Below are 26,973 nucleotides of genomic sequence, written 5' to 3' on the forward strand. Positions count from 1 at the left end.
GAGGCCGCCATGCACAAGTTCTCCACCGCCGTGTTCGCCCTGGCCCTGGGCCTGGGCACTGCCGGCGCCCACGCCGACGACGCGCAATGCCGCAGCGTGAAACTGGCCGACCCCGGCTGGAGCGACATTGCCGCCACCAACGCTGTCGCCCGGGTGCTTCTGGAAAGCCAGGGCTACCAGGTCAAGGTCGACAGCCTGGCGGTGCCGATCATCTATGGCGGCCTCAAAGACGGCAAGGTCGATGCCTTCCTCGGCAACTGGATGCCGGCGCAACAGGGCTTTCATGACAAGTTCGTCGCCAATGGCGACGTGCAGCGGCTCTCGCGCAACCTGGAGGGAACCGAATTCACCCTGGCGGTGCCCGACTACGTGTGGAATGCCGGGGTGAAGGATTTCGCCGACCTGCAGAAACACGCAGGCGAGTTCGACAAGAAACTCTACGGCATCGGCTCCGGCGCCCCGGCCAACTTGTCGCTCAAGCAGATCATCGACCACAACGACTTCAACCTCGGCCAGTGGAAGCTGGTGGAGTCGAGCGAGCAGGCGATGCTGGCGCAGGTGGACCGGGCGGTGAAGAAGAACCAGTTCATCGTCTTCCTCGGCTGGACCCCGCACCCGATGAACGTGAAGCTCAAGATGCACTACCTGACGGGCGGGGAGCAGTGGTTCGGCAGCAAGGGCGAGGTCTATACCCTGACCCGCAAGGGTTATCCACAAGCCTGCCCGAATGCGGCTAAGCTGCTGGGCAATCTGCAATTCACCCTGGACATGGAAAACAGCATCATGGCCGAGGTTGTGGATAAGAAGATCAGCTTCGATGAAGCGGCCAAGGCTTGGGTCAAGGCGCATCCGCAGGTAGTCGAGGGTTGGTTGGCTGGGGTGCAGCCGCAGTGAACCCAGCCCTTGTGCAATCCCTGTAGGAGCCGGCTTGCCGGCGATGAGGCCAGAACAGCCAGCACAAGCCCCCCCAAGCGAGTTACCCAATGATTCACCTGACCCACCTACTGCCCTTCCTCACCTGGCTGCCCCGCCAATCGGGCCGCAGCCTGCGCCAGGACCTGCTGGTGGGCCTGAGCGGGGCGATCCTCGCCCTGCCGCAATCGATCGCCTACGCCCTGATCACCGGCCTGCCTGCCGAATATGGCCTGTACGCGGCGATCGTGCCGGTGCTGATCGCCTGCTTGTGGGGCTCCTCCTGGCACCTGATCTGCGGCCCGACCGCCGCCATCTCCATCGTCCTCTACGCCAGCATCAGCCCCTTGGCCGTGGCCGGCAGCGCCGACTACGTGACCTTGGTGCTGCTGCTGACGTTCCTCGGCGGCGTCTTCCAGCTGCTGCTCGGCCTGCTGCGCTTCGGCGCGCTGGTGAACTTCGTCTCCCATTCGGTGGTGCTCGGCTTCACCCTGGGCGCGGCCATCGTCATTGCCCTGGGCCAGTTGCCCAACCTGCTGGGCATGGACCTGCCGAGCCAGGCCACGGCGCTGAAGACCGTGCAGGACCTGGCCAGGCATGCCGGCGAGGTCGATGTGCCGTCGCTGCTGCTTGGCCTGGCGACCGTGGTGATCGGCGTGGCCTTGAAACTCTGGCGCCCGCGCTGGCCGAGCCTGTTGATAAGCCTGATGGTGGTCAGCGGGGTCGCCTGGCTGCTGCCAGGTTTCTTCGGCCATGTGGCGCGGGTACCAGCCTTCACCGGCCAGTTGCCGCCATTCAGCCCCTTGCCGCTGCTGGACCTGGAGCTGATCCTGCGCCTGCTGCCCAGTGCCGTTGCGGTGGGCATGCTTGGCCTGGTGACCAGCCTGTCGATCGCCCGCTCGCTGTCGGCGCGCTCGGAGCAGTTGATCGACGCCGACCAGGAAATCCGCGCCCAGGGCCTGTCGAACATCGTCGGTGCGTTCTTCTCGGGCTACCTGTCATCCGGCTCGTTCACCCGTTCGGGCCTGAGCTACGACGCCGGCGCCCGCTCGCCCCTGGCCGGCGTGTTCTCGGCGCTGTGGGTGGCGCTGTTCGCGGTGACCGGGGCCGGGCTGATCGCGCACCTGCCGATCCCGGCCATGGCCGGCAGCATCCTGCTGATCTGCTGGGGGCTGGTGGACCACCGGGCGATTCGTGCGCTGTTCCGGGTCAGCCGCTCGGAGTTTCTGGTGATGGCGCTGACGGCGGCGGCGACCTTGCTGCTGGAGCTGCAGACGGCGATTTATGCCGGGGTGCTGGCATCGCTGTTCTTCTACCTCAAGCGCACGTCGCGCCCGCGCGTGCAGCAGAGCCGGGAAGGGCAGGCGGATGTGCTGCGGGTGGGTGGGTCGATCTTCTTTGGTGCGGCGCATTACCTGCAGGTGCGCTTGCAGCGCTGCCAGGGGCCGCATGTGGTGATCGATGCGCGGCAGGTGAACTTCATCGACTATTCGGGGGTAGATATGTTGCACCGCGAGGCGCGGCGGCTGCGCCGGGCGGGGGGGAGTTTGACGATGCAGCGGGCCAGGCCGCAGGTGATCGAGGAATTGCAGAAGTTGGAGGGGGGGGAGCTGTGTCCCATTCGGTTTATTGAGTGATCGTGGGGGCTGCTTTGCAGCCCTTTCGCGACACAAGGCCGCTCCTACAGGGGATTGCGGTGCCTTGTAGGAGCGGCCTTGTGTCGCGAAAGGGCCGCAAAGCGGCCCCAAAACATCAACCCCGTGCCAGCTGCCGGCGCAACTCGTCCAGCACCGGCCGCGTATCCGGCCGAATCCCACGCCAGATGAAGAACGCCTCGGCCGCCTGCTCGGCCAGCATGCCCAGCCCATCCAGCACCTTCACCGCCCCCAGCTTGCTCGCCCACTGGCAGAACGGCGTCGGCTCCTTGCCGTACATCATGTCGTAGCACACCGTGCGCCCGGCCTCGACCAGGCTTTCGGCAATCGGCGGCAACTCGCCGGCCAGGCTGGCCGAGGTGGCGTTGATGATCACGTCCACCGGCTCCTGCAGCCAGCCATACCCACTGGCCACCACCGGCCCCAGTTCGGCGAATTCGCGCGCCAGCAGCTCGGCCTTTTCCACCGTGCGGTTGGCGACCACCAGCGATTGCGGGTCCAGCGCCAGGATCGGCTCCAGCACACCGCGTACCGCACCGCCCGCGCCGAGGATGAGGACGCGCTTGCCGGCCAGCTCGACCCCGGCATTCACCGTCAGGTCACGCACCAGCCCGGCGCCATCGGTGTTGTCGCCCTGCAGCGTGCCGTCGGCCAGCTTCTTCAGGGTATTCACCGCCCCGGCGCGCTGGGCGCGTGGGGTCAGGCTGTCGCACAGGCGGTAGGCCTCTTCCTTGAACGGCACGGTCACGTTGGCACCGCTGCCTTGCTTGAAGAAACCGCGGGCGCAGTCGCTGAACTCGTCCAGCGGCGCCAGCAAGGTGCTGTACTCCAGGTCCTGGCCGGTCTGCTCGGCGAACAGCCGGTGAATCAACGGCGACTTGCTGTGGCCGATGGGGTTGCCGAAAACGACGTACTGGTCCATGGGAGCTCCTCGGTTATCCACAGGCTTACTGGGCGAGCCAGTCGCGATCTTGCAGGAAGTAGTCGGTCAGGCGCGCTTCCTCGCTGCCGGGCGCGGCCTTCCAATCGTAACCCCAGCGTACCTGCGGCGGCAGCGACATGAGGATCGACTCGGTACGCCCACCGGACTGCAGCCCGAACAGGGTGCCGCGGTCATAGACCAGGTTGAACTCCACGTAGCGGCCGCGGCGGTACTCCTGGAATTCGCGCTGTTCGGCAGTGTAGGGCGTGTGCTTGCGGCGCTGCACGATCGGCAGGTAGGCGTCGACATAGGCATCGCCGATGGCGCGGATGAAGGCGAAGCAGGTGTCGAAGTCCCACTCATTCAAGTCGTCGAAGAACAGGCCGCCGATACCGCGTGGCTCGCCGCGGTGCTTGATGTGGAAGTAGCGGTCGCACCAGGCCTTGTAGCGCGGGTACACGTCGGCGCCGAACGGCGCGCAAGCCTGCTCGGCCACGCGGTGCCAGTGGATGCAGTCTTCTTCATTGCCGTAGTACGGGGTCAGGTCGAAGCCGCCACCGAACCACCAGACCGCTTCTTCGCCTTCTTTCTCGGCGATGAAAAAGCGCACATTGGCGTGGGAAGTGGGCACATGCGGGTTGTGCGGGTGGATCACCAGCGACACGCCCAGGGCCTCGAAGCCACGGCCCGCCAGCTCGGGGCGGTGGGCACTGGCCGACGGCGGCAGGCCGGCGCCGAACACGTGGGAGAAGTTCACCCCGCCTTTCTCGATCACCTGGCCCTCGCCGATCACCCGCGTGCGCCCCCCGCCACCGGCTTCGCGCACCCAGGCATCCTCGACGAAGCGGGCGCCGCCGTCTTCGGCTTCGAGGGCAGAGCAGATGCGGTCTTGCAGGTCGAGCAGGTAGGCTTTCACGGCCTCGGTGCGGCTAGTCATCGGGTCACCAGGAACGGGCAGGGAAGAATTCGGCGCGTAGCATACCACCGCCAACCCGCGCGCCGCAGTTGACGGCGATCAAGCAAAGGCGTCCGATAGAAGGCCTTTCCCGATCCCGACAACAGGAGTGCGAGATGGCCAAGCGTATCCAGTTCAGCCAGCATGGCGGCCCGGAAGTACTGCAGTTCGTGGAGTTCGACCCGCCAGCCCCCGGCCCGCAGCAAGTGCGTGTGCGTAACCATGCGGTCGGCTTGAACTTCATCGACACCTATTTCCGCAGCGGGCTGTACGCCCCACCGGCGCTGCCTTCTGGCCTGGGCACCGAAGGTGCCGGGGTGATCGAGGCCGTGGGCGAGGGCGTCACCCGCTTGAAGGTGGGTGACCGCGTGGCCTACGCCGGCGGCCCGCTGGGCGCCTACAGCGAAGTGCATACGCTGCCCGAAGCCAACCTGGTGAAGCTGCCCGACGACATCAGCTTCGAACAGGCGGCGGCGGTGATGCTCAAGGGTTTGACCGTGCAGTACCTGCTCAAGCAGACCTACGCCGTGCAGCCGGGCGATGTGATCCTGTTCCACGCTGCTGCCGGGGGCGTCGGCTCGCTGGCCTGCCAGTGGGCCAAGGCGCTCGGGGCCAAGTTGATCGGCACCGTCAGCTCCGCCGAAAAGGCCGAGCGGGCCAAGGCGCTGGGGGCGTGGGCGACCATCGACTACAGCCGCGAGGACGTGGCCAAGCGCGTGCTTGAACTGACCGACGGCAAGAAATGCCCGGTGGTGTATGACGGCGTCGGCGCCGACACCTGGCTGACCTCGCTCGACTGCCTGCAGCCGCGCGGGTTGATGGTGAGCTTTGGCAATGCGTCCGGCGCAGTGACTGGGGTGAACTTGGGGATCTTGTCGCAGAAGGGTTCGCTGTATGTCACCCGGCCGACCCTGGCCGGCTATGCCAACAATGCCGAAAACACCCAGGCCATGGCGGATGACCTGTTTGCCATGATTGGCAGTGGCAAGCTGGTGGTGGATATCCAGCAGCGGTATCCGCTGAGCGAGGCGGCCAAGGCGCAGACCGAGCTGTCGGCGCGGCGGACGGTGGGGTCGACTGTTCTACTGCCCTGAACCTTGGGGCCGCTTGCGGCCCCTTCGCGGGCTTTTCCACGAGGACAGGCAGCACGATCAGTCGTAGTGGTATCGGCACTGCAAGATGGTCATCTGCCCTCTTTCAAAGAGGTAGACCAGCCGGTGCTCGCGGGTAATGCGACGGGACCAGAATCCTGAAAGATCTCCCTTCAGAGGCTCAGGTTTGCCTGTGCCTTTGAAAGGCGTACGTAGGCATTCCTTGATCAGGGTGTTGATCGTAGCAAACACATCAGCGTCAGCATCTTTCCAGTGACAGTAGTCATCCCAACCTTCCGCAGTAAACGCAACGCTCACGCAATTGCGGGCTTCAGTCTTGTTCCGCTGCTTTGACTTCATGTTCATCTATGGACAGCTCATGGGTTACAGCTGTACCCGACCGCAACTGCTCGATGGAGGCGCGCAAGCGCTTGGCGTTAGTGGAAGAGCCCAGCAAATACAGGGTCTCTTGCATGCCGTTGTAGTCTTCAAGCGAAATCATGACCACCGGCTCGCCACGTTGGCGAGTGATGATCGCAGGCTCATGATCTCGACATACATCATCCATCGTCTGCTTCAGGTCGGCGCGAGCCTGGCTAAAAGTCAGTACATGCATTTTTCAAATCCTTCCCAGGCGTAGCCTGGATCAGGTTCTTCTCGACCCAGCCAGGGTAAATGGATGGGCAATAGGCTTGGTTCTGCAAACACAAACATTGTACAAGCCTAGGTACAAACCTCAACTTCCCATGGTCGGAAACCATGAGATCGCGGAGCTTAGGGCGAACGGCTTAGGGCAGGAAGGTGATGGTGCTCAACTGCACGCGTAGGAAATATCTATGTTCCTAACAATCGCCGGCAAGCCGGCTCCCACAGGTTGAGTGGCGCTCTTGCAGGCGGCGGGGTACCACTTCAGAAAAAGCCAGCACCCCTTTGTAGGAGCGGCCTTGTGTCGCGAAAGGGCCGAAAAGCGGCCCCCGAGTGCAATACCGGTGCGGAAATTGATGGGGCTGCTGCGCAACCCTTTCGCGACACAAGGCCGCTCCTACAGCAATTAGCGCTCACCCAAGAGGATCAACCCGGGCGCACGACCTCGCCGGTCACCAGGTCACGAATCACACTCGGATTCTTCCGCCCACCCAGCGCCCCACCGAGCACCAGGTCCAGCTGGCCATGGAAGTACTGCTCCACCCGCAACCGCGTCTTCGCCGCCGGCCGCCCACCCGGGTTGCACGACGTGGAAATCAGCGGCCCCACCAACGCACACAACTCGCGCACCTGGGGATGATCACTGACCCGCAGCGCCACCGAGTCATGCTGCCCCGTCACCCACTCCGGCAACAGGTCCTGGTGTGGCACCAGCCAGGTATTGGGGCCGGGCCAGGTGCTGCCCATGCGGTCGATCCAGTCTTCGGGGAAGTCCTCGAACAAGAAGTCGAACTGGCGGATGTTGTCGGCCACCAGAATCAGCCCCTTATCCACAGGCCGCGACTTCAGCGCCAGCAGGCGATACACCGCGTCCTCGTTCCATGGGTCGCAGCCCAGGCCCCAGACCGCTTCCGTCGGGTAGGCGATTACCGCGCCGGCCCGGATCTCACGTGCGGCTTGTTGCACACGCCAACTGCTCACCATTTTGTATCTCCGCATTTAAGCCATGGGCGCAGTTTACTTAGCCCACGCGGGCAAACCAACGCCCGGCTTCATTACTGACCCGGCCTTCGAGCTCCAGCTCGGTCAATAGCGCCAGCACCTGGGCCAAGGGTAGCTCGCTACCGGCGGCCAGCGCCTCGCTGGTCTGCGGCGCGGCATGTAGCAAAGCGAGCAGGGGATGGGAGGGTTTATCCACAGCGGGCGGCGGCAGGTTCTGCCATCCCTGCAAGGTTTCCAGAATCTGCTCCACACTCTCCACCAGCAGCGCGCCATCGCGGATCAGCTGGTGGCAACCCTTGGCGCCGGGGTGGTGGATGGAGCCTGGGATGGCATACACCTCGCGGCCCTGTTCGGCTGCCAGGCGTGCTGTGATCAACGAGCCGCTGGCAAGGCTGGCCTCGACCACCAGCACACCCAGCGACAAACCACTGATGATGCGATTGCGCCGCGGGAAGTTGCCCGGCAGCGGGCCGGCATCCAGCGGGTACTCGGAAACCAGCGCGCCACCGCTGTCGATCATGGCCTTGGCCAAGTCGCGGTGGCGCTGTGGATAAAGTTTTTGCAGGCCCGTGCCCAGCACCCCGATCGTGCTCCCCCCAGCCTGCAGCGCCGCCCGATGAGCGGCACCGTCGATGCCCAGGGCAAGGCCACTGGTGATGGTGAACCCGGCCTGCGCCAGGTAACGCGAGAATGCCCGGGCGGTGTCGAGTGCCGGCGGTGAAGCACGCCTGCTGCCCACTATCGCCAGCTGCGGCCGCTCGAGCACGGCAGGGTCGCCGGCGACGAACAACAGCGGCGGGGGATCATCGATTTCGGCCAGCAAGGCCGGGTAGCCAGGGCTGTCCCACATCAGCAAATGCTGGCCGGGGCGCTCTAACCAGGCCATTGCGGCCAGTGCGGCGTCGCGCACGGCGGCGCTGCGCCGGGCATCGGCGGCGGCCTGCCCAAGACCCAGGGCACGCCAGGCACCCGCCGGCGCACTGAGCGCCGAAGAGGCACTGCCGAACGCTTCGAGCAGGGTGTGAAACCTTCGCAAGCCAATTTCCGGCAGGCAATGCAGGCGCAACCTGGCCTCAAGCTCCGCCGGCGGGCAAGGCGACAAATGGTGAAACGGCATGGTGATCATCCTTGATCGAAACAGGGCCATCTACGTGGCACAACCTGTGGATAACTGTGTGGGTAACACTTTGAAAAGCTGTCCATTAAATGCGGGCTATCAAGCCTATAGACACCCTAGACGAGCTTGCCAGGTGCCGAAATCGTCGATTCCCTTTATTATGTGTGTTCAGTTTTCAACCGAACGCACAGTGACTGCCTGACCTTATGGCCATCTTGAACATTCTCGAATTCCCGGACCCGCGCCTGCGCACCCTTGCCAAACCGGTGACGGAGTTCGACGACGCCCTGCGTCAGCTGATCGACGACATGTTTGAAACCATGTACGAAGCCCCTGGCATCGGCCTGGCCGCGACCCAGGTCAACGTGCACAAGCAGGTCGTGGTCATGGACCTGAGCGAAGACCGCAGCGAACCGCGCGTCTTCATCAACCCCACCGTCGAAGAGCTGACCCACGACATGGGCCAGTACCAGGAAGGCTGCCTGTCGGTACCGGGCTTCTACGAGAACGTCGACCGCCCCCTGCGCGTGCGGGTCAAGGCCCAGGACCGCGACGGCAAGCCGTTCGAACTGGAATGCGAAGGCCTGTTGGCGGTGTGCGTGCAGCACGAGTTCGATCACCTCAACGGCAAGCTGTTCGTCGACTACCTGTCGCAACTCAAACGCGACCGGATCAAGAAGAAGCTGGAAAAGCAGCACCGCCAGCAAGCCTGATCCCGACCTTCCAGAAGGCTTGCTCCGGCAAGCCTTTTTCTTTTTTGAAGCGAGAACTCCATGCGCATCGTCTTTGCAGGCACTCCAGAGTTTGCCGCCGAACACCTCAAGGCCCTGCTCGACAGCCCGTACCAGATCGTGGCTGTCTACACCCAGCCCGACCGCCCTGCCGGCCGCGGCCAGAAGCTCATGCCGAGCCCGGTCAAGCAATTGGCCGTGGCCCATGACATCCCGGTGTTCCAGCCGCCAACCCTGCGCAACGAAGACGCCCAGGCCGAACTCGCCGCGCTCAAGCCAGACCTGATGGTGGTGGTCGCCTACGGCCTGATCCTGCCCCAGGCCGTGCTGGATATCCCGCGCCTGGGCTGCATCAACAGCCACGCCTCGCTGCTGCCACGCTGGCGCGGCGCGGCGCCGATCCAGCGCGCCGTGGAAGCCGGCGATGCCGAGAGCGGCGTGACCGTGATGCGCATGGAAGCGGGCCTGGACACAGGCCCCATGCTGCTCAAGGTGGTGACCCCGATCAGCGCCGACGACACCGGCGGCAGCCTGCACGACCGCCTCGCCGAAATGGGCCCGCCGGCTGTAGTCCAGGCCATCGCGGGCCTGGCAGACGGTTCGCTGCAAGGTGAAGTGCAGGACCATGCCCTGGCCACATATGCACACAAGCTGAACAAAGACGAAGCGCGCATCGACTGGAACCGCCCGGCTGCGGAACTGGAGCGCCTGATCCGCGCCTTCAACCCCTGGCCGGTGTGCCACAGCACCCTGGACGGCGAGAGCGTGAAGGTACTGGCCGCCAAGTTGTCCACAGGCCAGGGCGCCCCCGGCGAAATTCTCGAAGCCAGCAAGGACGGCCTGGTGGTCGCCTGCGCCGACCAGGCGCTGAGCCTCACCCGCCTGCAATTGCCCGGCGGCAAGGCCCTGGCCTTCAGTGACCTGTTCAACAGCCGCCGCGAGAAGTTCGCCAGTGGCAAGGTGCTCGGCCAATGAACCCACGCCTCGCCGCCGCCCGTGCCTTGGCCGCTGTCCTCAGCGGCAAGGCCTCGCTGAACAGCTCGCTGCCGGCGCAACTGGACAAGGTCGAAGAACGCGACCGTGGCCTGACCCAGGACCTGGCCTTCGGCACCGCCCGCTGGCAGCCGCGCCTGGACCTGCTCGCCGCCCAGTTGCTGCAAAAACCCTTCAAGGCCGCCGATGCCGATGTGCAGGCGCTGCTGCTGGTCGGCCTGTACCAGCTGTTCTACACGCGCATTCCGGCCCACGCCGCCATCGGTGAAACCGTCGGGTGCGCCGACAAGCTGAAAAAGCCCTGGGCCAAGGGCCTGCTCAACGCCGTGCTGCGCCGCGCCCAGCGCGAAGGCGAGGCGCTGCTGGCCGACATGGAACGCGACCCGGTAGTGCGCACCGCCCACCCGCGCTGGCTGCAAAAGCAGCTCAAGGCCTTCTGGCCAGAGCAGTGGGAAGCGATCTGTGCGGCCAACAACGCGCACCCGCCGATGATCCTGCGGGTCAACCGTCGCCATCACAGCCGTGACGCCTACCTGGCGCTGTTGGCCGAAGCCGGCATTGCCGCCAGCGCTTGCCAGTACAGCCGCGATGGCATCGTGCTGGGCGAAGCCTGCGACGTGCGCGGCCTGCCGGGCTTCGCCGAAGGCTGGGTGAGTGTGCAGGACGAAGCGGCGCAGCTGTCTGCCGACCTGCTCGAACTGGCCCCCGGCCAGCGCGTGCTCGACGCCTGCTGCGCCCCCGGCGGCAAGACCTGCCACCTGCTCGAAGCCGAAGCAGGGCTGGCGCACCTGGTGGCCATCGACCTGGAAGCCAAGCGCCTGACCCGCGTGCGCGAAAACCTCGAGCGCCTCAAGCTGGAAGCCGAACTGATCGCCTGCGATGCCCGCGACACCGCCAGCTGGTGGGACGGCAAACCGTTCCAGCGCATCCTGCTCGACGCCCCGTGCTCGGCCACCGGCGTGATCCGACGCCACCCGGACATCAAGCTGACCCGCCAGGCCGATGACATCCCCGCCCTGGCCACGCTGCAAGGTGAGCTGCTCGATGCCCTGTGGCCAACCCTGGAAGTGGGCGGCATGCTGCTGTACGCCACCTGCTCCAGCCTGCCGACCGAGAACACCGAGGTGATCGGCGCCTTCCTCGCCCGCACCCCCGGTGCCCGCGAACTGGCCCTGGCCACCGAAGCCGGCCTGCCCCAGCCGCACGGGCGCCAGCTGCTGGCCCAGGAAGGCGGCCACGACGGCTTCTACTATGCCAAGCTGATCAAGATCGCCGCCTCGCGCGGGTAAGCACACGTTAGGGAGTAGCGGATGAAGATCATCATCCTCGGTGCAGGGCAGGTGGGCGGTACGCTGGCGGAGCACCTGGCGAGCGAAGCCAACGACATCACCGTGGTCGATACCGACGGCGAGCGCCTGCGCGACCTGGGCGACCGCCTCGACATCCGCACCGTGCAGGGCCGTGGCTCGCTGCCCACGGTGCTGCGCCAGGCCGGTGCCGACGACGCCGACATGCTGGTGGCAGTGACCAACAGCGACGAAACCAACATGGTCGCCTGCCAGGTGGCCTACACGCTGTTCCACACCCCGACCAAGATCGCCCGGGTGCGCGAATCGGCCTACCTCACCCGCGAAGAGCTGTTCGACAACGACCACATCCCGGTGGACGTGCTGATCAGCCCCGAGCAGGTGGTGACCAACTACATCAAGCGCCTGATCGAGCACCCAGGCTCGCTGCAGGTGATCGACTTCGCCGAAGGCAAGGCCCAGCTGGTGGCGGTCAAGGCGTACTACGGCGGGCCGCTGGTGGGCCAGCAACTGCGCCAGATCCGCGCGCACATGCCCAACGTCGACACCCGCGTGGCGGCGATCTTCCGCCGCGACCGGCCGATCACGCCACGCGGCGATACCTTGATCGAAGCGGACGACGAGGTGTTCTTCATTGCCGCACGCAAGGACATCCGCGCGGTGATGGGCGAGCTGCGGCGCATCGATGAAACCAACAAGCGTGTGGTCATCGCCGGTGGCGGGCAGATCGGCGAGCGCCTGGCCGAGGCCATCGAAAGCCGCTACCAGGTGAAGATCATCGAGATGAGCCCGGCCCGCTGCCGCCACCTCTCCGACACCCTGGAAAGCACCGTGGTGCTGCAGGGCAGTGCCTCGGACAAGGACCTGATGCTCGAAGAGAACATCGCCGATGCCGACATCTTCCTGGCCCTGACCAACGACGACGAGGCCAACATCATGTCGTCGCTGCTGGCCAAGCGCCTTGGCGCGCGCAAGGTGATGACCATCATCAACAACCCGGCCTACGTCGACCTGGTGCAAGGCGGCGACATCGATATCGCCATCAGCCCGCAGCTGGCCACCATCGGCACCTTGCTGGCGCACGTGCGCCGGGGCGATATCGTCAGCGTGCACTCGCTGCGCCGCGGCGCGGCCGAGGCCATCGAGGCGGTGGCGCATGGCGATTCGAAGTCGAGCAAGGTGGTCGGCAAGGCCATCGAGGACATCGCCCTGCCGCCGGGCACCACCATCGGCGCGATCATCCGCGACGAAGAAGTGATGATCGCCCACGACGACACGGTGATCGAGTCGGGCGACCATGTGATCCTGTTCGTTGTGGATAAAAAGCACATTCGGGATGTGGAGAAGCTGTTCCACGTCGGCTTGAGTTTCTTCTAGGGGAAGAGGGCATGCGCGAATCGCTGGAGAAGATGCTGGCCAAGGGTGTGGATAACCCTTTGCTGAGGTTTGGTTTGGGCAAGGCCTGGCTGGACGAGGGCAATGGGGCCGAGGCGGCGGTGCACCTGGCGCGCTGTGTGGAGCAGGACCCGAAGTATTCGGCGGCCTGGAAGCTGCTGGGCAAGGCGTATCAGTTGCAGGGCGATGTGGCGGCGGCGCGCACGGCCTGGGAGGACGGGATCGTGGCGGCGCAGGCCCATGGCGACAAGCAGGCCGAGAAGGAAATGGCGGTGTTTCTCAGGAAGCTGAACAAGGTTTGAGATTGCTGGGGCTGCTTTGCAGCCCTTTCGCGACACAAGGCCGCTCCTACAGGGACCGCGATCCTCTGTAGGAGCGGCCTTGTGTCGCGAAAGGGGCGCAAAGCGCCCCCAAAAACCTCAATACCAGCGCGGCTCCCCGGCCGGCCGCTTCTTGAAGCGCTTCATGCTCCACATGTACTGGCTCGGGTACTCGCGCACATAACGCTCGACCACCTTGCTCATGGCCGCCGCCGACACGTTCACATCGGTGCTGTACATCTCTTCCGGCGCCGCCTCCAGAAACACCTTGAAGCCCGAACCATCCGGCAGCCGCAGGGCATGCAGGAACACCCCCACCGCCTTGCCCCCGGCCAGCATGTTCGGCACGAACTTGCTGGTCAGCGCCTGGGTCCCGAGAAACGGCACGAACACCCCCGCCGACTCGGCCGGCTCCGGGTCGGCAGGGATGCCCACCTGGCCACCGCGGCGCACTTCCTTGATCACGCTGAGGATGCCTTCCTTGGTCGAAGGCGCCACGCGGTTGCCCATCTGCACGCGCTGCTCGCGCAGCAGGTCATCCACCGCCTTGAGCTTCGGCGGGCGGTAGAAGATGATCGGTTTGCACTGGCTGCAATAGAAGTGGTTGAGCACTTCCCAGTTGCCCAGGTGGCTGGTGATGCCGACCACGCCCTTGCCCGAGGCCAGGGCCTGCTCCAGCACTTCCAGGCCGTGCACTTCCTTGACCAGGTCCAGCGAACGCTGCGGCGGCCAGATCCAGGCACAGGCGCTTTCGACAAAGGACTTGCCGATATCTTTCAGCGCGCGGCCCACCAGCTGCTCGCGTTCGACCGGGTCCATCTGCGGGAAGCACTTGGCCAGGTTGATGCGCACCACGTTGCGCGAGCCATTGGGGACTTTCCACATCAGCCAGCCGATACCGGCGCCAACGCGCTGTACAGCGCCCCAGGGCAGCTTGGCGAACAGGCGTAGCACCCCGACCATCAGGGCGCCCTTGAACTTTTCCACAGGCGAATTCCTTATTTCAGCAAGGCGCGCATTGTAACCCCTCAGCGCAGCAAGGCGGCGTAGCGATCGCAATCGGTGGTGTGGTCCATGACCATGCCGGTGGCCTGCATGAAGGCGTAGCAGATGGTCGGGCCGACGAAGGTGAAGCCGGCTTTCTGCAGGGCCTTGCTCATTGCCTTGGCCTCGTCGGTGACGGCCGGCACTTCGCCGCGGCTGGTGAAGTGGTTGATCTTCGGCTCGCCGCCGACGAACGACCACAGCCATTGGCCAGGGTTGTCCAGCGCCAGCCAGGCCTGGGCATTGCGGCGCACGGCCTTGAGCTTGAGGCGGTTGCGGATGATGCCGGTATCGAGCATCAGCTCTTCGACCCGTTCGTCGCTCATCTGCGCCAGCAGGTGCGGGTCGAAGCCGTGCAGAACCTCGCGATAGCGCTCGCGTTTGCGCAGCACGGTGATCCATGACAACCCTGCCTGGAACCCTTCGAGCAAAAGCATCTCGAAGAGCAACGCCGGGTCACGCTGTGGCGTTCCCCATTCCTGGTCGTGGTAGGCCTGGTACAACGGATCGTCGGTACACCAAAAGCAGCGTGGCATAAGGCTCCAATGAGTAGAGGGCGAAGCGAATCAGGTTATACTCCCGCTCTTTACATCCGCATCCCCAGATACAGGTGAATTTCGTGAGCCAGCCTACGCCAGCCGTGCGTACCTTCCAAGACCTGATCCTCGCCCTGCAGAACTACTGGGCAGCTCAAGGTTGTGTGGTGCTTCAGCCCTACGATATGGAAGTAGGCGCCGGCACTTTCCACACCGCTACATTCCTGCGCGCCGTCGGCCCGGAGACCTGGAACGCTGCCTACGTGCAGCCCAGCCGTCGTCCTGCCGACGGGCGGTATGGCGAAAACCCAAACCGCCTGCAGCACTACTACCAGTTCCAGGTGGTGCTCAAGCCGAACCCGGCCAACTTCCAGGAGCTGTACCTCGGCTCGCTGAAAGCCATCGGCCTGGATCCGCTGGTCCACGATATCCGCTTCGTCGAAGACAACTGGGAATCGCCGACCCTGGGCGCCTGGGGCCTGGGCTGGGAAATCTGGCTCAACGGCATGGAGGTGACCCAGTTCACCTACTTCCAGCAAGTGGGCGGCATCGAGTGCTACCCGGTCACCGGTGAAATCACCTACGGCCTGGAGCGCCTGGCCATGTACATCCAGGGCGTCGACTCGGTGTACGACCTGGTGTGGGCCGACGGCCCGTTCGGCAAGGTCACCTACGGCGACGTGTTCCACCAGAACGAGGTGGAGCAGTCGACCTACAACTTCGAGCACGCCAACGTCGAGAAGCTGTTCGAACTGTTCGACTTCTACGAAAGCGAAGCGAACCGCCTGATCAAGCTGGACCTGCCGCTGCCGACCTATGAAATGGTGCTGAAGGCTTCGCACACCTTCAACCTGCTGGATGCCCGCCGCGCCATCTCGGTGACCGAGCGCCAGCGCTACATCCTGCGTGTCCGTACCCTGGCCCGGGACGTGGCGCAAAGCTATCTGCAAGCCCGCGCACGCCTGGGCTTCCCGATGGCCACCCCTGAACTGCGTGACGAAGTGTTGGCGAAGCTGGAGGCTGCACAATGAGTGCTCAAGATTTCCTGGTTGAACTGGGCACCGAAGAGCTGCCACCCAAGGCCCTGGCAACCCTCGGCGACGCCTTCCTGGCCGGCATCGAGAAGGGCCTGCAGGCCGCTGGCCTGAACTACACCGGCAAGCAGGTGTATGCCGCGCCGCGCCGCCTGGCCGTGCTGATCCGCCAGCTCGACGTGCAGCAGCCAGACCGCAGCATCAACATCGACGGCCCGCCCATGCAGGCTGCCTTCAAGGACGGCGAGCCGACCCAGGCTGCCCTGGGCTTTGCCAAGAAGTGCGGCGTGGAGCTGTCGGAAATCGACCAGAGCGGCGCCAAGCTGCGCTTCTCCCAGCACATCCCGGGCAAGGCCACTGCCAGCCTGCTGCCGACCATCGTCGAGGATTCGCTCAACGACCTGCCGATCCCCAAGCGCATGCGCTGGGCGGCCAGCCGTGAAGAGTTCGTGCGCCCGACCCAGTGGCTGGTGATGCTACTCGGCGACCAGGTGGTCGACTGCACCATCCTGTCCCAGCAGGCCGGCCGTGAATCCCGTGGCCACCGTTTCCACCACCCGGAAAACGTGGTCATCACCACCCCGGCCAACTACGTCGAAGACCTGCGCAAAGCCTACGTGCTGGCCGACTTCGCCGAGCGCCGCGAGCTGATCGGCAAGCGTACCGCCGAGCTGGCCCTGCAGCAGGAAGGCACTGCCATCGTGCCGCCGGCGCTGCTGGACGAAGTGACCGCGCTGGTCGAGTGGCCGGTGCCGCTGGTGTGCTCGTTCGAGGAGCGTTTCCTCGAGGTGCCGCAGGAAGCCCTGATCACCACCATGCAGGACAACCAGAAATACTTCTGCCTGCTCGACAGCGAAGGCAAGCTGCTGCCGCGCTTCATCACCGTGGCCAACGTCGAGAGCCGTGACCCCAAGCAGATCGTGCAGGGTAACGAGAAGGTCGTGCGCCCGCGCCTGACCGACGCCGAGTTCTTCTTCAAGCAGGACAAGAAGCAGCCGCTGGAAACCTTCAACGAGCGCCTGAAGAACGTGGTGTTCCAGGCTCAGCTGGGCACTGTCTACGACAAGGCCGAGCGTGTGTCCAAGCTGGCCGCGTTCATCGCCCCGCTGATCGGCGGCGACGCCCAGCGCGCCGGCCGTGCCGGCCTGCTGTCCAAGTGCGACCTGGCCACCGAGATGGTTGGCGAGTTCCCTGAGATGCAGGGCGTTGCCGGTTACTACTACGCGCTCAACGATGGCGAGCCGCAAGACGTCGCCCAGGCCCTGAACGAGCAGTACATGCCGCGCGGTGCTGGCGCCGAGCTGCCGCAGACCCTCACCGGTGCGGCCGTGGCCATCGCCGACAAGCTCGACACCCTGGTCGGCATCTTCGGCATCGGCATGCTGCCCACCGGCAGCAAGGACCCGTACGCCCTGCGCCGTGCCGCCCTGGGCGTGCTGCGCATCCTGATCGAGAAGCAGCTGGACCTGGACCTGACCACCGCGGTCGAGTTCGCGGTCAAGCAGTTCGGTGCCAAGGTCAAGGCCGCCGGCCTGGCCGAGCAGGTGCTGGAATTCATCTTCGACCGCCTGCGTGCGCGCTACGAAGACGAAGGCATCGACGTTGCCACCTACCTGTCGGTACGTGCCCTGAAGCCGGGCTCGGCCCTGGACTTCGACCAGCGCGTGCAGGCCGTGCAGGCCTTCCGCAAGCTGCCGGAAGCCGAAGCCCTGGCCGCGGTGAACAAGCGTGTGTCGAACTTGCTGAGCAAGGCCGAAGGCGCCATCGCCGAGCAGGTCGAGCCGAAGTACTTCGACAACGCCAACGAGTTCTCCCTGTACTCGGCCATCCAGCAGGCCGACCAGGCCGTGCAACCGATGGCTGCGGCACGCCAGTACAGCGAATCGCTGGCTCGCCTGGCCGCCCTGCGCGACCCGGTCGACGCCTTCTTCGAGGCGGTGATGGTCAATGCCGAGGACGCCAAGGTACGCGCCAACCGTTATGCCCTGCTCAGCCGCCTGCGCGGCCTGTTCCTGGGCGTTGCCGACATTTCGCTGCTGGGGTAAGCCTTGAAACTGCTGATTCTCGATCGTGACGGGGTGATCAACCAGGACTCCGACGCCTACATCAAGTCGCTGGATGAGTGGATCCCGATACCCGGCTCGATCGAGGCGATCGCGCAGTTGAGCAAGGCGGGCTGGACGGTGGCCGTGGCCACCAACCAGTCCGGCATCGCCCGTGGCTACTACTCGCTGGCAACCCTGGAGGCCATGCATGCGCGCTTGCGCGAGCGGGTGGCCGAGCAGGGCGGTGAAGTGGGCCACATCGTGTACTGCCCGCACGGGCCAGACGAAGGCTGCGCTTGCCGCAAGCCCAAGCCGGGCATGCTGCGGGCGATTGCCGAGCACTACCAGGCCGACCTTCACGGCGTGTGGTTCGTCGGCGACAGCACGGGTGACCTGCAGGCCGCCCTGGCCGTCGGAGCTCAACCGGTGCTGGTGAAAACCGGCAAGGGCGAGCGGACCCTGGAAAAAGGCGTCGGTGAAACTACACTGATTTTCGACGATCTGGCAGCTATCGCCAGAGAACTAATTTAAACAATGCGCCTACGGGCGCATTTTTCTCAGGCGGGCACGCCCCGCAACGGTACTTGCCACTATGTCGATCCTGCAGGCGATCAGAATCTTTCTTTTTTACCTGCTGCTGGGCACCAGTTCGCTGTTGTGGTGCTCGCTTAGCTTCTTCGTTGCGCCCTTTTTGTCGTTCCCCAAGCGCTACAAGTTCATCAACGTCTACTGGTGCCGCTGCGCGTTGTTCTTGAGCCGTAGCATTCTGGGCATCGACTACAAGATCACCGGTGCGCAGAACGTGCCCAGCGAGCCTTGCGTGATTCTTTCCAATCACCAGAGCACCTGGGAGACCTTCTTCCTGTCGGCGTACTTCTCGCCGCTGAGCCAGGTGCTCAAGCGTGAGCTGCTGTACGTGCCGTTTTTCGGCTGGGCAATGGCCATGCTGCGGCCGATCGCGATCAACCGCGACAACCCCAAGGAAGCCCTGCGCCAGGTCGCCAGCCAGGGTGACGAGCTGCTCAAGCAGAAGGTGTGGGTGCTGATCTTCCCGGAAGGGACGCGCGTGCCGTTTGGCACCGTGGGCAAGTTCTCCCGTGGCGGTACCGCGCTGGCGGTGAATGCCGGGTTGCCGGTGCTGCCGATTGCGCACAACGCTGGCAAGTTCTGGCCGAAAGCTGGCTGGGGCAAGCGCGCCGGCACCATCGAGGTGGTGATCGGCGAACCGATGTACGCCAACGGCACTGGCCCTCGCGCCATCGCCGAGCTCAACGACCGCGCTGCCGCCTGGAACGAGGCGACCCAGCGGGCCATGGGCTCGCTGCCGCCAGTGGATGAAAAACCGCAGGAGCAGATGGCTTGAGCTTCTGTGGATAAGTTGTTAGCAATTTTTGGACTAAATGCCGTAAGTGATAGCTAAGTGTTTGAATTGGCTGTTTATTTCTCTGTATGACATTTTTCCGAAAATCGTGCATAAGTTTTTTCGGGGCATAAGAAAACCGGCTTTTACAGCCGGTTTTTTTATGGGTTGTAGGAGCGGCCTTGTGTCGCGAAAGGGCTGCAAGGCAGCCCCCGGCGATTTCAGCAATGGCTGATAATTTGGGGCCGCTGCGCGCCCCTTTCGCGACACAAGGCCGCTCCTACAAAGCCTCAGATCTTGTCGATATCCACATCCTTGGTTTCTTTGAGGCAGAAGATCCCCACCACCAGGCTGATCCCGGTCACCAGCACCGGGTACCACAGCCCATAGAAGATATCCCCGGTGTACACCACCAACGCAAACGACACGGTCGGCAAAAAGCCCCCGAACCAGCCGTTGCCGATGTGGTAGGGCAGGGACATCGAGGTGTAGCGGATGCGCGTCGGGAACAGCTCGACCATCACCGCCGCCAATGGTCCGTAGGTCATGGTGGCAATCAGGATCATCGCCACGATCAGCACCACCACCATCACCTGGTTGACCTGCGTCGGGTCCGCCTTGGCCGGGTAGCCCGCCTGTTCCACCGCCGTGCGCATGGCGGCTTCGTCGAAGCCGTTGATGGTCTTGTCGCCAATGTTCACCACGACCTGGCTGCCCGCCACATCCACCGAGCTGTAGGGCAGGCCCTGCTTGACCAGGAAGGTCTTGACCTTGTCACACGGGCTGTCGAAACGCGCCTTGCCCACCGGGTCGAACTGGAAGGTGCAGCTCTGCGGGTCGGCGGTGACGACGATGGGCGCCTGGCGGCTGGCAGCGTCGATCTGCGGGTTGGCGTAGTGGCTGAGCGCCTTGAACAGCGGGAAGTACAGCACCGTGGCCAGCAGCAGGCCGAGCATCAGGATCGGCTTGCGCCCGATGCGGTCGGACAGCCAGCCGAAGAACACGAAGAACGGCGCGCCGATCACCACGCTGATGATCAGCAGGGTGTTGGCCTGGGCCGGGTCCATCTTGAGCATCTGGGTCATGAAGAACAGCACGTAGAACTGCGCCGTGTAGAAGGTCACGGCCTGCCCGGCGTTGATGCTGAACAGCGCAGTGAGCACCACCTTGAGGTTCGGCCAGGAGGTGAACGACTCACGGATCGGCGACTTGCTGACCTTGCCCTGGGCCTTCATTTTCACGAAGGCCGGCGACTCGTGCATGCTCATGCGGATCCAGGTGGAAATCGCCAGCAGCACGATCGACAGCAGGAACGGCAGGCGCCAGCCCCAGGTTTCGAACTGGTCGCCACTGATGTAGCGGCTGCCCAACACCACCAGCAACGACAACAGCAGGCCGAGGGTGGCCGTGGACTGGATGAACCCGGTGTGGAAACCACGCTTGCCCGCTGGCGCGTGCTCGGCAACGTAGGTGGCGGCGCCACCGTATTCGCCGCCCAGGGCCAGGCCCTGGAGCATGCGCAGCACCACCAGGATGATCGGCGCAGCGATGCCGATGCTGGCGTAGGTAGGCAGCAGGCCGACCGCGAAGGTGGACAGGCCCATCAGCACGATGGTCACCAGGAAGGTGTACTTGCGCCCGATCATGTCGCCCAGGCGGCCGAACACCAGGGCGCCGAAAGGCCGCACCAGGAAGCCGGCGGCAAAGGCCATCAGGGCGAAGATGAAGGCGGTGGTGTCATTCACGCCAGCGAAGAACTGCTTGCTGATGACCGCTGCCAGCGCGCCATAGAGAAAAAAGTCATACCACTCGAAAACCGTCCCGAGGGATGACGCGAAAATGATCTTGCGTTCTTCACGGCGGCTGGGGGTGCTCGCCGTCGCCCCCTGCTCTTGGATGTAATCCGACATCGTTGCTGTCCTCGGCCCACAGGCCACAGTGATTATTCTTTTTGTTCCACTGTCGGCAGCCTCTGACCACAGCCGCCGGTACTGCACGCACCCGGGTCAGGGCGTCGGTATCGCGTCTTCGTTTAGGTAGGTCTGGGTAGCCGCTCCTTTGAGGATCAGTTGCGCCGCCTTCTCGGCGATCATCAGGGTGGGGGAACAGGTATTGCCGGAGGTGATCTGCGGCATGATCGAGGCATCCGCCACGCGCAGGCCGGGGATGCCGTGCACGCGCAGCTGATTATCCACAACGTCCAGCGCGCCGTTGCCCATGCGGCAGGTGCCCACCGGGTGGAAGATGGTGGTGCCGATCTTGCCGGCGGCTTCGAACAGTTGTTCTTCGCTCTGCAGCGCCGGGCCCGGCAGGTATTCCTCGGGGGCGAAGGCGGCCAGGGCAGGGGCCTGGACGATGCGCCGGGTGATGCGAATGGCATCGGCGGCGACGCGCAGGTCCTGGGGGTCGCTCAGGTAGTTGGGGTCGATCAGCGGGGCGCGGTGCATATCTGCGCTGGCGATGTCGATGCGCCCGCGGCTTGCCGGGCGCAGGTTGCACACCGACGCGGTAAAGGCCGGGAACTGATGCAGCGGCTCGCCGAAGCGCTCCAGCGAAAGCGGTTGCACGTGGTACTGCAGGTTGGGCGTGGCCTGCTCGGGGCTCGAGCGCACGAACGCGCCGAGCTGGCTTGGCGCCATGGCCAACGGGCCGCTGCGGTCGTACAGGTAGCGCAGGCCCATGCCCATCTTGCCCCACAAGCTGTTGGCCATCTGGTTGAGGGTGCGGGTGTTGCGGATCTGGTAGATCAGGCGCAGCTGCAGGTGGTCCTGCAGGTTGCCGCCTACCCCGGGCATGTCGTGGCGCACGGCGATCCCCAGGCTTTGCAGCAGCTTGCTCGGGCCGATGCCCGAACGCTGGAGAATGCCAGGCGAACCCACGGCGCCAGCGCACAGAATGATCTCGCGGCGCGCGGCAAACTCATGCCAGGCGCCTTGCCAGCGGGCTTTCACTGCCCGCGCACGGGTGTTGTTGAGCAGTACCTGGTCGACCTGCACGTCCGTGAGCACGGTGAGGTTGGCGCGGCCTTTTATCGGCCGCAGGAACGCCTTGGAGGCATTCCAGCGCACGCCGCTGCGCTGGTTGACCTGAAAGTATCCACAGCCCTGGTTGTCACCGGTGTTGAAGTCGTCGACCTTGCCGATGCCGGCCTGCTCGGCGGCATCGCGGAAGGCATCGAGGATCGGCCAGCTGTAGCGCTGGCGCTCGACCCGCCATTCACCGTCGCCGCCATGGTGCTCGCTGCTGCCGGCAAAGTGGCTTTCGCTGGCCTTGAACAGTGGCAGCACGTCTTTCCAAGCCCAGCCATCGTTGCCTTGCTCGGCCCAATGGTCGTAGTCGGCGGCCTGGCCGCGCATGTAGATCATGCCGTTGATCGAGGAACAGCCGCCCAGCACCTTGCCCCGGGGGTAACCCAGGCTGCGACCGCCCAGGCCGGGTTGTGCCTCGGTCTTGAAGCACCAGTCGGTGCGTGGGTTGCCGATGCAGTAGAGGTAACCGACGGGGATGTGAATCCAGGGATAGTTGTCGCGGCCGCCCGCTTCGAGCAGCAATACCCGGCAGGTGGGGTCGGCGGACAAACGATTGGCCAACAGGCAGCCGGCGGGACCGGCACCTACGACCACGTAATCGAAGACAGAATCGGCTGACGGCATGTGCAACCTCGCGCCTGATTATTGTTCTTGTCGTCCTACATCTTATTGATTAATTTCGCAGAGGAAACACGAGATTTCGCGCAGCCGTTGTGCGTTTTAGCACAGCGGTAAGCCTGTACCGGCCCTATCGCCGGCAAGCCGGCTCCCACAGGTAAAGCCCAGGCTTCGAGCCATGTGGTGAACCTGTGGGAGCCGGCTTGCCGGCGATAGGGCCGGAACGAACAGCACAAAGGGACAAGCATGTTCGACTGGAATGATCTGCGGTTTTTCCTCGAGTTGCAGCGCAGCGGCCGCCTGCTCACTGCCGCCAAACGCCTCAACACCACCCACAGCACCGTTGCCCGGCATATCGAAAGCATCGAGAAAAGCCTCGGCACGCCGCTGTTCGTGCAGCATGCCCAGGGCTACGAGCTGACCTCGTCCGGCCAGGCACTGCTCAAGCACGCCGAAGCCATGGAAAACGTCGCCCTGCTGGCGCAGGAAGAAATCACCCAGGCCATCACCCCGCTGGGCAAGATCCGCCTGGGCGTCACCGAAGGCATCGGCATCATGTTCTTCACCCCGCGCATGGGCGAGCTGTTCGAGCGCTACCCGGGCCTTGAAGTGGAACTGGTGGCCGTGCCGCGCTTCGTCAGCATCCTCAACCGCGAAGCGGAAATCAGCATTCACCTGGAACGGCCCAGCGCCGACCTGTTGATCACCCGCAAGCTCACCGACTACCGCCTGGCGCTGTATGCCAGCCAAGCCTACCTGGACCGCGCCCCGCCACTGCGCCACCGCGAGGATTTGGCCCAGCACAGCTGGATCGGCTACGTCGATGACCTGTTGTTCAGCCAGGAGCTGCTGTTTCTCAACAGCTTCTGCCGTTCACCCAACGTCGCCTTTCGCAGCACCAGCGTGATTGCCCAGCAGACCGCCGCCCGCGCAGGGCTGGGCATTGCCGTGCTGCCCAACTACATGGCCCGCCACGACCCCACGCTGGTGCGCGTGCTGCCCAGCGAGACCATCCAGCGCAGCTACTGGATCTGCACCCGCCGCGAGCTGCACAAGTCGGTGCGCCTGCGGGTGGTGTGGGACTACCTGCTGGCGCTGTGCGCTGCGCAACAAGGCGAACTGCTAGCCGAATAGCGCCTTGCCGGCCAACAGCAACGCCGCCGACCAACCGGCCACGGCAAACATCTGCTGCAGGCGTGGCCCGGCGAGTTTGGCGGCCAGCGGCCGAGCCGCCAGCAAGCCGAGCACCGCACCGACGGCGAACGGTGCACCCACGCGCCAGTGCATCACGCCTGCCAGGCTGGCGCTGACCACACTGCCCGTGGACACCAGGGCGATCACCGCCAGCGAGGTGGAAACGATGCTTTTCATGCGCAAGTTGGTATAGCGGTTTAACGCCGGAATGATCACGAACCCGCCCCCCACACCGAGCAAACCGGACAGCAGCCCGGACAACGCCCCGGTGAAAGCCAGGGCGCGTGCGCACGGCAAGGTCCAGCGCAAGCGGCCCTGCAGCGGGTTGAGCACGCAGGGTTCGATGTAGCGGTGAGCTTCCGACGCTTCGCCGCGCAGCTCCTTGGCCGCCTTGCGCCAGATGCGCAGGCAGGCATACACCAGCACCGCGGCGAACACCAGGGCCAGGGGCGTGTTGGGCAAGCGGTGGGCGAGCATCAAGCCGAACGGCGCTGCCGCGATGCCGATCACGGCGATGAACAGGGCAGCGCGATAGCGCACCAGGCCCTGCCGCAACCCCAGCACTGCGCCCACGGCCGCCGCCATCCCCACCGCCAGCAACCCGATCGGCGCTGCTTCGACCATCGACAAGCCCAGGCCGAACACCAGCAGCGGCACCGCCAGGATGCCACCGCCGGCGCCAGTCAGCGCCAGCACCGCACCGATGATGGCGCCGAGGCCGGCGCCCAACAGTTCGTGTTCGATCACTGGCGTGCCTCGACCAGCGGCTGCGGCCGTGCCAACCACTCACGCCCCTTGAGCATGGCCTGCCAATACAGCGGTGGCAGCACCCGCGCCTTGAGCAGCCAGGCCAGGCGGGTAGGCTTGCGACCGTCGAGCAGCCAGCGCGGGAAGCTGGGCGCGACCTTGCCGCCATAGGTGAACTCGGCCAGCACGATCTTGCCGCGCTCGACGGTCAGCGGGCAGGAGCCGTAGCCATCGTACTGGGCCAGGGTCGGCAGCCTGCCGAGCGCCACCAGCACATTGTTGGCCACCACCGGTGCCTGCTTGCGGGCAGCGGCGGCGGTCTTGGCGTTGCTGGTGTTGGCTACGTCGCCCAGGGCATGAACATTGGAGAACTGGCGATGGCGCAAGGTCTGCGGGTCGACGTCGACCCAGCCGGCGGCATCGGCCAACGGGCTCTGGCGGATGAAGTCAGGAGCGACCTGCGGCGGTACCACGTGCAGCATGTCGAAGGCTTCAGTGCGGGTTTCGCTGCTGCCGTCGGCGAGGGTGCGGACGAAGGTCGCGCGCTTGTTGGGGCCATCCACCGCCACCAGGCGGTGGCTGTAGTTGAGGTCGACCCCGTACTTGTCGATGTAGGCCATCAGCGCCGGTACATAGTCGGGCACGCCGAACAGCACGGCGCCGGCATTGAAGAAGCTGGCCTTGACGTTACCCAGATGGCCGTGGCGCAGCCAGTGGTCGCACGACAAGTACAACGCCTTTTGCGGCGCGCCCGCGCACTTGATCGGCATGGGCGGCTGGGTGAACAGCGCGCGGCCCTGCTTGAGGTTTTGCACCAGCTGCCAGGTGTAGGGCGCCAGGTCGTAACGGTAGTTGGAGGTCACGCCATTGCGGCCAAGGGTTTCGCTGAGCCCGGCAATGGCCTCCCAGTCGAGCTTGAGGCCAGGGCAGACCACCAGCTGTTCGTAACTGATGGCGCGGCCGTCTTCGAGCATCACCAGCTGGGCCGACGGGTCGAAGCCCTGAACCCGAGCCTTCACCCAGTGCACACCACGGGGGATGGCCGAGGCCATGGTGCGGGCGGTGCTTGGCGCCTTGAACACGCCCGCACCGACCATGGTCCAGCCGGGCTGGTAGTAGTGCACGTCGGCGGGGTCGATGAGGGCGATGTCCAGCGACGGGTCGCGGCTGATCAGGCTTGAGGCGGTGGCGATACCGGCGGCGCCGGCACCGACGATGACCACTTTGTGGTGGTCGGCATGAGGGGAGGACAACAAGGCAGGCATGACGGAATTTCCTGGATTTCTAATGATGGAGCAGGGCAGTCAGAGCTTGTTCAGCGGGATCTTCAGGTAGCTCACGCCGTTTTCCTCGGGCTCGGGGAAATGGCCGCTGCGCATGTTCACCTGCACCGAAGGCAGGATCAGCACTGGCATGTCGAGGGTCTTGTCGCGGGCTTCGCGCATGGCGACGAAGCTGTCCTCGTCGATGCCGTGGTGGATGTGGATGTTGCTGGCGCGCTGCTCGGCCACGGTGGTCACGTAGCGCATCTCACGGCCACCTGGCAAGTAGTCGTGGCACATGAACAGCTGGGTCTGGTCGGGGAATGCCAGCAAGCGGCGGATGGAGCGATACAGGGTGCGGGCGTCGGCACCGGGGAAGTCGCAGCGCGCCGTGCCGTAGTCGGGCATGAACAGGGTGTCGCCAACGAACACCGCCTTCTCCCCGGCATCGGTGACCACATAGCTCATGCAAGCGGGGGTATGCCCAGGGGTGTGCAGGGCACGGGCATGCAGGTTGCCGATGCGAAACCCTTCCTCGTCTTCGAGCAGCACATCGAACTGGCTGCCATCGCGGGCGAAGCCAGGTTCGGCGTTGAACAGCGAGCCGAAGACTTTCTGCACCTGGGTGATGTGCGCACCAATGGCGGTATGCCCGCCCAGATGTTCCTTGAGATAGGCCGCCGCAGAAAGGTGGTCGGCATGCACGTGGGTTTCCAGCACCCACTGCACCTCGGCACCCAGCGCCTTTACCCGGGCAATCAGCAGGTCGGCCGAATCGGTGCAGGTGCGCCCGGACTTGGGGTCGTAGTCGAGGACGCTGTCGATCAGTGCGCACTTGCGCGTCTCGCCGTCCATGACCAGGTAGCTGATGGTCGAGGTCGCCTTGTCGAAGAAGGCTTCCACGTGAAGGTTGTTGCCGATGATCATCACGTTCTCCAATTTATCCACCGCACCTTGGCAGGCGCAGGCAGTGCCAGGAGGTTTATCAAGATGCATGCCAGGCCGCCCGGACTGCAATGGCCAATGAAACCGGGCGCTGCTGACGCAGGGTTGGCCAGT

General features: G+C 64.7%; 26 protein-coding genes. 13 read left to right on the forward strand and 13 right to left on the reverse strand.

The window, feature by feature from the left end; genetic code table 11:
- Positions 1-9 precede the first annotated feature (9 nt).
- Both choX and ACIPG5_RS08690 read left to right on the forward strand, forming a co-directional pair.
- Entirely contained in the window at positions 10-894 is an 885-nt protein-coding gene (choX, locus tag ACIPG5_RS08685) for a choline ABC transporter substrate-binding protein (RefSeq protein ID WP_401374339.1), read from the forward strand.
- A gap of 89 nt (positions 895-983) precedes the next feature.
- The gene (locus ACIPG5_RS08690) at positions 984-2,549 is read left to right on the forward strand and encodes a SulP family inorganic anion transporter (RefSeq protein ID WP_401374342.1); all 1,566 of its coding nucleotides are present in this window, start codon (positions 984-986) and stop codon (positions 2,547-2,549) included.
- 115 nt (positions 2,550-2,664) lie between these two features.
- Here the strand turns inward: ACIPG5_RS08690 and aroE are convergent, their stop codons facing one another.
- Positions 2,665-3,489, reverse strand: coding sequence for a shikimate dehydrogenase (gene aroE, locus ACIPG5_RS08695; RefSeq protein WP_401374345.1), 825 nt, complete (start codon positions 3,487-3,489; stop codon positions 2,665-2,667).
- A gap of 25 nt (positions 3,490-3,514) precedes the next feature.
- A complete protein-coding gene (gene hemF, locus ACIPG5_RS08700) occupies positions 3,515-4,426 on the reverse strand; it encodes an oxygen-dependent coproporphyrinogen oxidase (RefSeq protein WP_176511730.1) in 912 nt (303 codons plus the stop codon).
- 134 nt (positions 4,427-4,560) lie between these two features.
- Here hemF and ACIPG5_RS08705 point away from each other — a divergent pair, with 134 nt between their 5' ends.
- Positions 4,561-5,538: an NADPH:quinone reductase gene (locus ACIPG5_RS08705; RefSeq protein ID WP_401374347.1), complete on the forward strand. Its 978-nt coding sequence runs from the start codon at positions 4,561-4,563 to the stop codon at positions 5,536-5,538.
- A 57-nt stretch (positions 5,539-5,595) separates the two neighbouring features.
- Here the strand turns inward: ACIPG5_RS08705 and ACIPG5_RS08710 are convergent, their stop codons facing one another.
- The 4 genes from ACIPG5_RS08710 to dprA all read right to left on the reverse strand — a co-directional run bounded on the left by ACIPG5_RS08710 (position 5,596) and on the right by dprA (position 8,299).
- Positions 5,596-5,901, reverse strand: a complete 306-nt coding sequence (locus ACIPG5_RS08710) for a Txe/YoeB family addiction module toxin (RefSeq protein WP_401374350.1) — start codon at positions 5,899-5,901, stop codon at positions 5,596-5,598.
- On the reverse strand, positions 5,867-6,151 hold the full coding sequence (locus tag ACIPG5_RS08715) for a type II toxin-antitoxin system Phd/YefM family antitoxin (protein ID WP_401374352.1): 285 nt from the start codon (positions 6,149-6,151) through the stop codon (positions 5,867-5,869). The genes ACIPG5_RS08710 and ACIPG5_RS08715 overlap by 35 nt, the downstream gene beginning before the upstream one ends.
- A gap of 455 nt (positions 6,152-6,606) precedes the next feature.
- Entirely contained in the window at positions 6,607-7,164 is a 558-nt protein-coding gene (locus ACIPG5_RS08720; protein ID WP_286915600.1) for an L-threonylcarbamoyladenylate synthase, read from the reverse strand.
- Positions 7,165-7,201: 37 nt separating this feature from the next.
- The gene (gene dprA / locus ACIPG5_RS08725) at positions 7,202-8,299 is read right to left on the reverse strand and encodes a DNA-processing protein DprA (protein ID WP_401374355.1); all 1,098 of its coding nucleotides are present in this window, start codon (positions 8,297-8,299) and stop codon (positions 7,202-7,204) included.
- A gap of 206 nt (positions 8,300-8,505) precedes the next feature.
- Here dprA and def point away from each other — a divergent pair, with 206 nt between their 5' ends.
- Genes def through ACIPG5_RS08750 form a run of 5 tightly spaced genes read left to right on the forward strand, consistent with a single transcriptional unit; the run spans position 8,506 to position 13,027 of the window.
- Positions 8,506-9,012, forward strand: a complete 507-nt coding sequence (def, locus tag ACIPG5_RS08730; protein WP_176511735.1) for a peptide deformylase — start codon at positions 8,506-8,508, stop codon at positions 9,010-9,012.
- 60 nt (positions 9,013-9,072) lie between these two features.
- A complete protein-coding gene (fmt, locus tag ACIPG5_RS08735) occupies positions 9,073-10,005 on the forward strand; it encodes a methionyl-tRNA formyltransferase (RefSeq protein WP_401374358.1) in 933 nt (310 codons plus the stop codon).
- The gene (gene rsmB / locus ACIPG5_RS08740; protein WP_401374361.1) at positions 10,002-11,312 is read left to right on the forward strand and encodes a 16S rRNA (cytosine(967)-C(5))-methyltransferase RsmB; all 1,311 of its coding nucleotides are present in this window, start codon (positions 10,002-10,004) and stop codon (positions 11,310-11,312) included. Before fmt ends, rsmB begins: the two co-directional genes overlap by 4 nt.
- Before the next feature lie 21 nt (positions 11,313-11,333).
- Complete coding sequence (trkA, locus tag ACIPG5_RS08745) at positions 11,334-12,707, forward strand: Trk system potassium transporter TrkA (protein WP_176511738.1); 1,374 nt, start codon at positions 11,334-11,336, stop codon at positions 12,705-12,707.
- 11 nt (positions 12,708-12,718) lie between these two features.
- Positions 12,719-13,027: a tetratricopeptide repeat protein gene (locus ACIPG5_RS08750; protein ID WP_176511739.1), complete on the forward strand. Its 309-nt coding sequence runs from the start codon at positions 12,719-12,721 to the stop codon at positions 13,025-13,027.
- A gap of 117 nt (positions 13,028-13,144) precedes the next feature.
- Here the strand turns inward: ACIPG5_RS08750 and ACIPG5_RS08755 are convergent, their stop codons facing one another.
- Complete coding sequence (locus ACIPG5_RS08755) at positions 13,145-14,032, reverse strand: lysophospholipid acyltransferase (RefSeq protein ID WP_176511740.1); 888 nt, start codon at positions 14,030-14,032, stop codon at positions 13,145-13,147.
- Between the two features lie 41 nt (positions 14,033-14,073).
- Complete coding sequence (locus tag ACIPG5_RS08760; protein WP_176511741.1) at positions 14,074-14,625, reverse strand: DNA-3-methyladenine glycosylase I; 552 nt, start codon at positions 14,623-14,625, stop codon at positions 14,074-14,076.
- Between the two features lie 83 nt (positions 14,626-14,708).
- On the opposite strand from ACIPG5_RS08760, the gene glyQ reads away from it, so the two are divergent.
- From glyQ to ACIPG5_RS08780, 4 genes are all read left to right on the forward strand, one after another.
- Positions 14,709-15,656, forward strand: coding sequence for a glycine--tRNA ligase subunit alpha (glyQ, locus tag ACIPG5_RS08765; RefSeq protein WP_012312032.1), 948 nt, complete (start codon positions 14,709-14,711; stop codon positions 15,654-15,656).
- The gene (glyS, locus tag ACIPG5_RS08770) at positions 15,653-17,704 is read left to right on the forward strand and encodes a glycine--tRNA ligase subunit beta (RefSeq protein WP_176511742.1); all 2,052 of its coding nucleotides are present in this window, start codon (positions 15,653-15,655) and stop codon (positions 17,702-17,704) included. Before glyQ ends, glyS begins: the two co-directional genes overlap by 4 nt.
- Positions 17,705-17,707: 3 nt before the next feature.
- Positions 17,708-18,235, forward strand: coding sequence for a D-glycero-beta-D-manno-heptose 1,7-bisphosphate 7-phosphatase (gmhB, locus tag ACIPG5_RS08775; protein WP_401374366.1), 528 nt, complete (start codon positions 17,708-17,710; stop codon positions 18,233-18,235).
- A 61-nt stretch (positions 18,236-18,296) separates the two neighbouring features.
- Entirely contained in the window at positions 18,297-19,067 is a 771-nt protein-coding gene (locus tag ACIPG5_RS08780) for a lysophospholipid acyltransferase family protein (RefSeq protein ID WP_401374369.1), read from the forward strand.
- Positions 19,068-19,354: 287 nt separating this feature from the next.
- On the opposite strand, the gene ACIPG5_RS08785 is transcribed toward ACIPG5_RS08780, so the two are convergent.
- Both ACIPG5_RS08785 and ACIPG5_RS08790 read right to left on the reverse strand, forming a co-directional pair.
- A complete protein-coding gene (locus tag ACIPG5_RS08785; protein ID WP_401374371.1) occupies positions 19,355-20,974 on the reverse strand; it encodes an MFS transporter in 1,620 nt (539 codons plus the stop codon).
- A gap of 96 nt (positions 20,975-21,070) precedes the next feature.
- A complete protein-coding gene (locus ACIPG5_RS08790; protein ID WP_401374373.1) occupies positions 21,071-22,717 on the reverse strand; it encodes a GMC family oxidoreductase in 1,647 nt (548 codons plus the stop codon).
- A gap of 240 nt (positions 22,718-22,957) precedes the next feature.
- Here ACIPG5_RS08790 and ACIPG5_RS08795 point away from each other — a divergent pair, with 240 nt between their 5' ends.
- Positions 22,958-23,845 carry a LysR family transcriptional regulator gene (locus tag ACIPG5_RS08795; RefSeq protein ID WP_176511747.1) on the forward strand — a complete coding sequence of 296 codons (888 nt, stop codon included), beginning with the start codon at positions 22,958-22,960 and terminating at the stop codon, positions 23,843-23,845.
- On the opposite strand, the gene ACIPG5_RS08800 is transcribed toward ACIPG5_RS08795, so the two are convergent.
- From ACIPG5_RS08800 to ACIPG5_RS08810, 3 genes are read right to left on the reverse strand one after another with little or no spacing between them, the layout of a single operon-like run.
- Complete coding sequence (locus ACIPG5_RS08800; RefSeq protein ID WP_401374376.1) at positions 23,834-24,652, reverse strand: sulfite exporter TauE/SafE family protein; 819 nt, start codon at positions 24,650-24,652, stop codon at positions 23,834-23,836. The two genes, ACIPG5_RS08795 and ACIPG5_RS08800, sit on opposite strands and share 12 nt — an antisense overlap.
- Entirely contained in the window at positions 24,649-25,917 is a 1,269-nt protein-coding gene (locus ACIPG5_RS08805; protein ID WP_401374379.1) for an FAD/NAD(P)-binding oxidoreductase, read from the reverse strand. The genes ACIPG5_RS08800 and ACIPG5_RS08805 overlap by 4 nt, the downstream gene beginning before the upstream one ends.
- 39 nt (positions 25,918-25,956) lie before the next feature.
- The gene (locus ACIPG5_RS08810; RefSeq protein WP_401374381.1) at positions 25,957-26,841 is read right to left on the reverse strand and encodes an MBL fold metallo-hydrolase; all 885 of its coding nucleotides are present in this window, start codon (positions 26,839-26,841) and stop codon (positions 25,957-25,959) included.
- Between the last annotated feature and the right edge of the window lie 132 nt (positions 26,842-26,973).

This window comes from Pseudomonas sp. NPDC087029 (genome assembly GCF_044745345.1).
Taxonomy (GTDB): Bacteria; Pseudomonadota; Gammaproteobacteria; order Pseudomonadales; family Pseudomonadaceae; genus Aquipseudomonas; species Aquipseudomonas faucium.

Coding starts and splice junctions, on each gene's coding strand:
- choX (WP_401374339.1), top strand. CDS start 10: ATGCACAAGTTCTCCACCGCCGTGTTCGCCCTGGCCCTGGGCCTGGGC.
- ACIPG5_RS08690 (WP_401374342.1), top strand. CDS start 984: ATGATTCACCTGACCCACCTACTGCCCTTCCTCACCTGGCTGCCCCGC.
- aroE (WP_401374345.1), bottom strand. CDS start 3,489: ATGGACCAGTACGTCGTTTTCGGCAACCCCATCGGCCACAGCAAGTCG.
- hemF (WP_176511730.1), bottom strand. CDS start 4,426: ATGACTAGCCGCACCGAGGCCGTGAAAGCCTACCTGCTCGACCTGCAA.
- ACIPG5_RS08705 (WP_401374347.1), top strand. CDS start 4,561: ATGGCCAAGCGTATCCAGTTCAGCCAGCATGGCGGCCCGGAAGTACTG.
- ACIPG5_RS08710 (WP_401374350.1), bottom strand. CDS start 5,901: ATGAACATGAAGTCAAAGCAGCGGAACAAGACTGAAGCCCGCAATTGC.
- ACIPG5_RS08715 (WP_401374352.1), bottom strand. CDS start 6,151: ATGCATGTACTGACTTTTAGCCAGGCTCGCGCCGACCTGAAGCAGACG.
- ACIPG5_RS08720 (WP_286915600.1), bottom strand. CDS start 7,164: ATGGTGAGCAGTTGGCGTGTGCAACAAGCCGCACGTGAGATCCGGGCC.
- dprA (WP_401374355.1), bottom strand. CDS start 8,299: ATGCCGTTTCACCATTTGTCGCCTTGCCCGCCGGCGGAGCTTGAGGCC.
- def (WP_176511735.1), top strand. CDS start 8,506: ATGGCCATCTTGAACATTCTCGAATTCCCGGACCCGCGCCTGCGCACC.
- fmt (WP_401374358.1), top strand. CDS start 9,073: ATGCGCATCGTCTTTGCAGGCACTCCAGAGTTTGCCGCCGAACACCTC.
- rsmB (WP_401374361.1), top strand. CDS start 10,002: ATGAACCCACGCCTCGCCGCCGCCCGTGCCTTGGCCGCTGTCCTCAGC.
- trkA (WP_176511738.1), top strand. CDS start 11,334: ATGAAGATCATCATCCTCGGTGCAGGGCAGGTGGGCGGTACGCTGGCG.
- ACIPG5_RS08750 (WP_176511739.1), top strand. CDS start 12,719: ATGCGCGAATCGCTGGAGAAGATGCTGGCCAAGGGTGTGGATAACCCT.
- ACIPG5_RS08760 (WP_176511741.1), bottom strand. CDS start 14,625: ATGCCACGCTGCTTTTGGTGTACCGACGATCCGTTGTACCAGGCCTAC.
- glyS (WP_176511742.1), top strand. CDS start 15,653: ATGAGTGCTCAAGATTTCCTGGTTGAACTGGGCACCGAAGAGCTGCCA.
- ACIPG5_RS08780 (WP_401374369.1), top strand. CDS start 18,297: ATGTCGATCCTGCAGGCGATCAGAATCTTTCTTTTTTACCTGCTGCTG.
- ACIPG5_RS08785 (WP_401374371.1), bottom strand. CDS start 20,974: ATGTCGGATTACATCCAAGAGCAGGGGGCGACGGCGAGCACCCCCAGC.
- ACIPG5_RS08790 (WP_401374373.1), bottom strand. CDS start 22,717: ATGCCGTCAGCCGATTCTGTCTTCGATTACGTGGTCGTAGGTGCCGGT.
- ACIPG5_RS08795 (WP_176511747.1), top strand. CDS start 22,958: ATGTTCGACTGGAATGATCTGCGGTTTTTCCTCGAGTTGCAGCGCAGC.
- ACIPG5_RS08805 (WP_401374379.1), bottom strand. CDS start 25,917: ATGCCTGCCTTGTTGTCCTCCCCTCATGCCGACCACCACAAAGTGGTC.
- ACIPG5_RS08810 (WP_401374381.1), bottom strand. CDS start 26,841: ATGATCATCGGCAACAACCTTCACGTGGAAGCCTTCTTCGACAAGGCG.